At 71.1% G+C, this 270-nt stretch carries 1 protein-coding gene; it reads right to left on the bottom strand.

All coding sequences use genetic code 11. The features are described 5' to 3' along the window. Nucleotides 1-270: phosphopantothenoylcysteine decarboxylase domain-containing protein (locus tag PU683_RS22195; RefSeq protein ID WP_277174667.1), on the bottom strand; the 270-nt coding region annotated here is incomplete at both ends.

The following is a 270-nucleotide window of genomic DNA, read 5'->3' as shown; positions in this document are numbered from 1 at the left end:
CGTCACCTCGGCCCCCAGTGCCGCAAGCGCGCCGGCGATGGCGAAGCCTTGCTTCCCGGACGAGCGGTTGGCGATGTAGCGCACCGGATCGATCGCCTCATGCGTCGGTCCCGCGGTGACGAGGATATGGCGCCCGGAAAGGCGCGTATCGGCCGGGGCGAGCGCGCGGTCGATGGCGGCGGCGATCGCTTCGGGTTCGGGCAGGCGACCGGGGCCATATTCGCCGCAGGCCATTGTGCCCTCGTCGGGTTCGAGCACCGTGATGCCGTC

Source organism: Candidatus Kosakonia sp. 282A-S69 (assembly GCF_029433855.1).
Lineage (GTDB): Bacteria > Pseudomonadota > Gammaproteobacteria > Enterobacterales > Enterobacteriaceae > Kosakonia > Kosakonia cowanii_A.
Note: the sequence above shows the minus strand (reverse complement) of the source record. Positions and strands in the feature narration are given on the sequence as shown.